We start from the raw sequence: 8,701 nt of genomic DNA, 5'->3' as shown, positions 1-8,701 counted from the left end.
ATTCTTTCGTTTGTCAAACCGACCATCTCCTTTCAGGGTTTATCATCCCTGGCTATTGGTTAGATAGCACGAAATTTAGGCCTCTTTGGCGCCCGATATAAAACTATAAGATTTTATATTAAAAATGAAAAAATTCTATATTAATTGAAATACTACTTTTTTATCGTAACTTAAAAATAAGAAAAATGCAAATTTAAAATATTAAAAAAATATTAAATAATTTTTCAGAACTTAAAATTCTTTTCATGAAATTTTTTAATTAATATATTTTAAATAATATTTAAAATATTTTTTATATTTATAATTATCAAATATTCACGCTAATTCTTAAAATTAATAATCTACCAATCATTAATAAAAATAAACTTTCTTAGTCGGATATTGTTTTATTTTTTTTAAAGAAATAAAAAGATATCTTAATCTTATATTTTTTTTATTTATGAAAAAAAATAATAATAAGAAAAAAACTTTATTTTTTATTTTTTTAAAAAAATAAAAAAAATTAGAGATACATTATAAATGAATTTATTTAAATAAATTAGAATAATTGAAAATAGAATTAATAAATTCAATATTCCTATCAAATTAAACCATTTATAAATTTGAAAAAACAAATTCATTAAATTGACCATTGCCATTCATTCTAAAAAATTAATTGATAAAATTTCCATCCATAAATTCCAAACTTTATGTTCAATAAAAAGATTTGAAATATATTAATTTTTTTTATTATCCAAGATAAACAAAGTTATTAGGTTAAAAAATTAATTAGATGTATAAAGACCAAATATATCCTTTTTTTATTCATTATCAATATTTTATGGGAATCACAAAATAACAGATTTATATCCAAAAACTTTTTAACAAGAAGATTACTAATAAAAAAGTTTATACTATTATAAAAAAATGATATTCGTTATCGGTTAAGGATTAAAAAAAATTTTACTTACTATAATTTAAAAAAGAATCTCCCAATCATTCCTAATTTGATAAATCAAGATTTTCTCTATTTTTCTTTTATTATTGATTAGTTTAACAATCAAATTATTTCCTTTCATCTTTATGATAAAAAATTAAGATTTAGTTTTAAAGACAATTAAAAAAATATCTAAATCAAAAAACCTTGTATCATACACTCGGATCAAGGAGCAATTTATCAAACACAAAAAATTTAACAAGTTTTAATAAAAAAGTTTTTTAATGAGTATATCTCGAAAAACTAATCATCATAATAATACCTTGATTGAAAACTTTTTTAGCCAAATGAAAACGATTTTACAAAATCAAAATATTTTTTTATAAAAAAATCTCCTGATAAAATGAAAAAAATAATCAGTCAATTTCAGGTTATTAATAACTAATTAACATTTTTAATCATTTCATTTTGTTAGAATAATATGTTTTTTTACCTTTTCACCGTATTCAAACTATTCCCCATATTAAATAAATTTTAATACTGATTATTTTTTTTATTTTGTACACTAATTTTTAATTTTTTGTAATAATCGAAGAGTGAAAATAATTTTCTCTTTTATCTAAAACAACTAGTAAATAAAAAGATTTGATTCAATAACTTCAGAATTTAAAACAATTTTATGTTTACGAGAAAAAATAAAATTTTAAGGCAAGAAAAATCGGTTCGCTTATGATTAACATGATAAATAATTATAAAAAAATAAAAATTTCATAGGTATTAACCTAAAAAATAATATTTATATCTCAAATAATTATATAAAATATTAATAAATACATTATTTTTAACTGAAAATAATCAATTTAAATTTAATTAAAATTATTATATCGAATAAATCAATGTTAATAATTAAATAGAAATATGCATGTTAACATAATAAAAAAAGGAAATATTTTTTTATGCTACTTAACAAAATACAAAAACAACTTACTGATAAAATTATTAAAGTTTTTGAGAATAAACAAACTACTTTACTTATAGCTCCAACAGGTTCAGGAAAAACAGTTATGTTTTCTTTCATTTTAAAACATTTTTTACAAATAAAATCTATTAATAAAGCTTGTGTATTAGTTCATAGAGAAGAGTTAATGCAACAAAATAAAAACACCTTTGAAATCATTAATCCAAATATAACCGCATGTTTTTTTAACTCAAAAATAAAAAAATGGAGTGCTCAAGTAATTTTTGCTATGGTGCAAACTTTAGCCAAAAATCTTCCAGAAAAACCTGATATAGATATGTTAATTATTGATGAAGCTCATCATTCTGCAGCCAATACTTACAAAATAATTATCGATCATTTTCTTAAGTCTAATCCTCAATGTAAAATTCTTGGTGTTACAGCTACCCCTATAAGAGGTGACAAAAAAAAATTAAAAGAAATTTTTCCAGAAATTACAGCCCAAATTACGGTAAAAGAATTAATTAAAGCTGGTTATTTAGTAAAACCAGAAGTTTTTATTAGAGATGTTGGCATTAAAGAAAAAATATTTCAATTATATCAAAAAAATCAAGAATATAATTTAAACAAGGTAGCAGATATTATAAATACAACTGCTATTAATTCAGAAGTAATTAATCACTGGAAAAAATATGCTCAAAATCGTCAAACTATAATTTTTTGCGCAAACATCAAACATGCTCATGATGTAACAGAAGCATTTAAAAAAGCTGGTATTAAAGCTCAATTAATTACAGGAAACGATAACAGCGAAAAAAGGAATATTGTATTAAAAAAATTCGATAAAACAAAAATTCAAGTTATCGTTAATGTTAATGTATTAACAGAAGGATGGGATTGCCAAATCGTTTCATGCGTGGTTTTATTACGCCCAAGTTCGTTTAAATCTACAATAGAACAAATGATTGGTCGAGGTTTAAGACTTTTAAAAAATCACAATAAATATCCTCATATCACAAAAAAAGATTGTATTATACTAGATTTCGGAACATCTATTCAAAATAATCCTAATTTATTTGAATATTTATCTCCATATGAAAATCCAAATAAAAAACATTTAAACAAAACAAATTCTATCAATACAGAATTTAATTCCAGAGAATCTAAAGAAATACAATTCGTCAAAGATGTTAAAATGAAAAAATATGATATATTACAAAATTCAAATTTTGAATGGTATGATCTGGCTAATAATAAAAAACATTATATAGCAGGTTTTCATTCTTGGGCTTATATAACTCATTATAAAAATATTTACATAGCTATTGGCGGAACAAAAGAACCCAAAACAGCTAAATGTTTATTTAAAGGAAACGAAGATAATTGTTTCGCTATTGCTAATGATTGGTTAAATTCACATGAAACTGACAAATCAGTTTATAAAACTCAATATTGGAATACACATCATTATACATCCAAACAAAAAAATTATTTATTACGCTTATTAAAATTAAGACAAAAAAATAAAAAAATTAATTTTTCCATTTTATTTAATGAACAAAAAATAAAAAATATGAATAAATATCAAATGTCCAAAATAATAACTTTTTTAATCAAATATAATGAAATCAAAAAAATAATAATAAACATCAGAAAACTTATTAATTAATATAGTTCAAAATAAAAACAATTGTATAAAAAAATTAAAGATTTAATATATTTCTTGTAAAATTTTCAACAACAACATGATTATCATCTTTAATAATAATTAAATTAGTTTGCACATAAGGAGAAATATCTACAATCCTTTGCGGAGGAATGGCCATAATAAATTGAATCTTTAAAGAATGGAAAAAACGCATCATGCCTTCTATTCTGGCTTCATCCATATTATTAAAAGCTTCATCAAACAAAACCAAACAACCTTGATTATCATTAGCACTATTTAACTGTTCAAAACAAATAGACATGATAATGTAAAAAGGTACCTGAGTTTCACCTCCGGATTTTTCACGAAAAATTTTAGAAAACAAAGAATAATTATTGTTCATGTCTTTTATTTGAATATCATAAGTCATATAATTACGATAATCTAAAAAAGATTCTGCTATTTCTTCATAACCTTCTTCCGAAGAAATAATTTTATCAAATAATTCATCTAACAAAATATTTTCGCACATTAAACCTCTTTCAAATAACTTATTTTTGGAATCATTATTATCATAACTAGAAATTATATCATAATATTTTTTGTAATCCGGATCATTAGAAGGTTTAATAAGTATTTGATAACTATCATTACCAAAAGGTCTATCACTTAATAATTGATTTAACTTCTGAATTTGTTGTTTAGTATTATCTATGCTTTCTTTTAATTTATTAATAAATTCTTCTTTAAAAATTATTTCAGTTTTATTAGTTAATTCCTTAGCTTCTTGTTCATAATCTGATAAATTTTGAGAATTTGTAAAATTATACTCTTGATAAAAATATTCTAAACTTTCTAATCGAGCTTCAATATTAGAAATATTATATTTTTGTAAATAAATTTGCATTTGATTTATTAAATCTATTTTTTGAGTTAATTTTTGCTGTTCTATATTTTTTAAATAATCATGAATTTTATTTAAAATTAAATCATAATTATTATCATATTTTTGATAATAATTAAATAAATGTACATTTATTTTCTCTTCTATAGATGTAGAAATATTTTTGTCTATTAAAAAATTTAATTTTTGATTTAATTCAGACAAATTAATTTTAATTTTTTGAATTTCTGATTCGTAATTATTCAAATTATTTTTTAAATCTGCTATTTTAAAAAAAATTCTTTCTAATTGTTCATTATGATTCTTTTTTTGATCCAGAAGGGTAACTAAATTATCTTGGGCATCTCGCAAATTTAAATCGGAACTTAATTGAGTTATTCGTTGCGAAACATTTTGTATTTTTTCTTTAATAGAGAATAATTCAGAATATAAATTAAAATTATCCGAAATTAAAATATTAGCTAATTTACTTTTATTCAATAAATTAATCATTTCTTGATATTTATTTAATGAACTTTGATGCTGTAATAACAAAGAATTAGATTGTTGAATTTCTGATAGAATAAAATTTTTGCGCATCTTAATAGAATTTTTACCAATATAAGGAAATTGATAAAATTTTGGATTAATTTTTCTCAAAGTGTATTGACTATAAACCAAACAATCAGGAGTGATAGCTGTTTTATGTTTTTTTAAGTTTACAGAATCTAATTCACATATAATATTTGACAAAAGCAAACGAATATATTTTAAAGCATTTTCATTATTAGAAGATATCTTATTTGATAAACTGTTAAAGTTGTCTTTAATTAAAGGTATTTGTGCTACATTAACTAATCCTATATCATAAAAATTATTATCTACAGATTGTGGTAAATTTCTGTATATTTTTAATGCCTGATCAAAATAATTTTCTTCTATCAATAAATTAAATTTTCTATTCCCTAAAAAACCTTCTATAGCATTTCTCCATAAATTATCATTAATATCTATTAATTCGCATAAAGGATAAATACTGACTGAAAAACTATAAAAATCGCTTAATTTTTTATTTAAAATTTCGATTAAATTTTGTATATGACGAGGATAAACAGATATAACAGAAGAAAGAATACGACAATCTTTCTCTTTATCTGAAATTTTTTTTTGTAAATCTAAAATAATTTTATCAGAGTCATTTTTTTGTATATTAATATTAATTATTTCTTGTGAGATCGAATTCCATAATTTTTCCAAAATAAATTTTAATTTGGGTAAATTGATTTTAATTTCAGACAATTCTAAATTTAAAAAATCATTTATGCAATTTATACTATCTAAATAAATTTCAGAAAAAGATAAATTTTGTAGCTGTTTTAAATTAATTAATTCTTGATTAATTTGATGTCGAAATAAATTAATTTTTTCCTCCAAAGTATGTTCAATATTTTGATAAAAAACTAAATCTTTTTGAAGATTATTTAACAATAAGTTCCTATCATTAGATTTCAAAACAGATAATTCATTGTTTAAATTTTCTATATTTAAATGAATTTGTTCTTTCTTAAATAATAATTTTTGCAAACTTAGTTCATCAGTCTCTTTCTTGGAACGAAAACAATCCAAATCAAAATGATTTTTTTTAAGGTTTACCTTGTATACAAGACATTGATAAATTTGAATCTGCTCTTTTAAATGAATAAATTTTTTATCAGCATCTATAATATTAGATAAATAAAATAATTTATTTTTTTCAAATTCTATTTGAAATTCTAATTTTTTCAATTGTTTAAAGCTATTTTTTAAACTCGAAATATTTATAGGATTAGGTTCTAACAGAAACTCAAAAACAAAATTTTGCAAATTAAGTGGTTTAAAAGCTAAAGCTTTAGGTAACATTTGGATATATTTGCTCACATTAATGTTTAAATAATTACCTATAGCGTTCTGATATTGTTTTTTAGTATCAAAAAAATTAAAATCAGAAACATATTTTCTTAAAAAAAGAAACAGTTGTTTATGAGTTTTAGGTTGATCATCTTCTACACACATATTATTAATAAACTTCATATTTTCTATAAAATAAAATTTTTCTTTTAATTGTCCGCTACGGGAAAGTTCTAAAGCGCAACCGAAAATACTATATTTTTTGTTAATATTATCATAAAATTCTAATAAAATATGAGTAATAACATCTTGATCTCTTAAAAATTCTTTATTCTCTGCTCCAATTTTACAACGCATATAACTCTCTAAAGAACGTTTAGCATTAACATTTGCTGCTATATTAAATTTAACATGATTACGTTCCCCTATTAAAACATATTGTAAAGCATCCAATAAAGTAGATTTACCAGAACCATTTTCTCCGGAAACCAAAGCATTATTTTCGATATCAATAACTTGAAAATCAAAAAAATGCCAATTTACTAATTGTATTTTCGTCAATTTTTTCATTTTAATTTTTCACATCCGTAGTAAATAATTCTTGATAATATTGCAGCATACCCAAATTAATTAAATACAAAATAGTTGGATAAATACGAATTACCAAATCATTAGGCAAATAATGATTATAATCAGAGAAATCAATAATATTATATTGTTTAAATAAAATTAAAGAATTCTTTATTTTTTCTTTAGTTAATTTATGAATTTCAGCATAACCGATACTTTTTAATTCAAGATAAATATCTTGTAAAAAAATTTCAATTTTATTATTTAAAGGCATTAATTCTTTCTTTTTTTGAAATAAAATTCTAAACAAAAATAATAATAAACTTTCTTCTTTTTTAATTCTTAATTTATTCAATTGTTGAACATTTTTAAGAAAAATAACTTCATCATGTTTATGAATTTCCAATTCAAAATCAATTAATTTCAAAAAATAAATAAACATTTCTTGATGTAATAAAATAAATCTATAATCATTTAAATCAGAATTTTTTTGAGAAGTTAAATAATTAACTTGAAATAATTTATTAATAATTCGAGAAAAAATATCTTTTTCCTTTTCTTTCAAAATTTTAAATTTCTGAGAAAATATTTGCAACTCTTGTGTTTTTTGATCCATAATTTCGCTTCCTAAAAATATTCTGAATTAAAAAATCCTAAATTTAATACAAATATAACATATTTTAAAAACCGCCATAAATTTAAAAAAATTTTTGATCTATATTTAAATAAGTATATTTTTTTTAAAAAAATCATATAATTGATCTGAATCAATATGAGGAGCTATAAATTTAGCTACTTCTTTAGTACGTGGATATAAACTATTACCCATAGCTATACCAATATCAGCATAAGATAACATTTCAACATCATTACTACCATCTCCTGTACAAATTAATTGATAATCGGGATATTTGGATTTAATTTTTGCAATACCATAAGATTTATTAACATAATCAACAGTTAAATCTACATGACTATTCCAAAAGCATATATTTAAAAAACTTAAATCATTTTTAAAATTTTTAATTTTCTTAACATCCGAACCTAAAGCAACCATAAAATAGATCTTAGACATTAATTTTAAATCATAATCTAAAACATAATTTAATTCTTTTTGATAATAACGAATCAAAGATTTATCTGATAAATTAGGATTATATAAAATTACTTCTTTGTCGATATTAACGCCTGCTAATAAAATATTAAAATTTTTAATTTTGTTAACAAAACATTCGATATTTTTAGACGGAATCGGATTTTCATCAATAATACCGTCATTTTTAGATATAGTAACAGCACCATTCATAATAACAAAATAATGAAAGCAAGATATCAAATCTCCTAAAACATTTAAATTACGATAATTTCTTCCTGTAGCGATACCTAAAATAATACCTGGTTTGCTTGCTAAATCTAAAATTAATTTTTTGGTTTGCGGCAAAATTATTTGTTTTTTATTATGATAAAGAGTTTGATCTATATCAAAAAAATATATTCTTTTCATCTGACATTATCTTCCTAATTCTTGTTTTTTTTAATTATTAAAAGTAAAAAATTTATTAAAAATTATAAATAAAATTTGAATAAAAATAATTTGATTCAACATTCAAATAATAAAAAAATTATAACAAATCTTATATACACCAAAGAAACAGAAATTTTTATTATAAAATATATAATTATTTTTTTAAAAATTAAAGATATAAATTAAAATTATATAAAAATTTATCATTTTTATTATTTATAAATACGGATAGATTAATTGCGTTTTATGCAGCGATTTTTATTTGCTGTTTTATTTACAATCAGCCCCCGTCCAAACCGGACAAGCAAGTTTCC

The 8,701-nt window shown here is 20.9% G+C and carries 4 protein-coding genes; 1 reads left to right on the top strand and 3 read right to left on the bottom strand.

What is annotated here, in order from left to right:
• Nucleotides 1-1,872: 1,872 nt before the first annotated feature.
• Nucleotides 1,873-3,543, top strand: coding sequence for a DEAD/DEAH box helicase (locus tag B2G44_RS01175; RefSeq protein WP_078123029.1), 1,671 nt, complete (start codon nt 1,873-1,875; stop codon nt 3,541-3,543).
• A gap of 34 nt (nt 3,544-3,577) precedes the next feature.
• On the opposite strand, the gene B2G44_RS01170 is transcribed toward B2G44_RS01175, so the two are convergent.
• The 3 genes from B2G44_RS01170 to B2G44_RS01160 form a co-directional block, all read right to left on the bottom strand.
• On the bottom strand, nt 3,578-6,862 hold the full coding sequence (locus B2G44_RS01170) for an ATP-binding protein (protein WP_078123028.1): 3,285 nt from the start codon (nt 6,860-6,862) through the stop codon (nt 3,578-3,580).
• A 1-nt stretch (nt 6,863) separates the two neighbouring features.
• Entirely contained in the window at nt 6,864-7,478 is a 615-nt protein-coding gene (locus tag B2G44_RS01165) for a DUF4194 domain-containing protein (RefSeq protein WP_078123027.1), read from the bottom strand.
• A 105-nt stretch (nt 7,479-7,583) separates the two neighbouring features.
• The gene (locus B2G44_RS01160) at nt 7,584-8,366 is read right to left on the bottom strand and encodes an HAD-IIB family hydrolase (protein ID WP_078123026.1); all 783 of its coding nucleotides are present in this window, start codon (nt 8,364-8,366) and stop codon (nt 7,584-7,586) included.
• Nucleotides 8,367-8,701: the final 335 nt, after the last annotated feature.

This window comes from Candidatus Phytoplasma citri (assembly GCF_002009625.1).
Lineage (GTDB): Bacteria > Bacillota_I > Bacilli_A > Acholeplasmatales > Acholeplasmataceae > Phytoplasma > Phytoplasma citri.
This window is presented reverse-complemented; position numbering and strand designations above follow the sequence as displayed.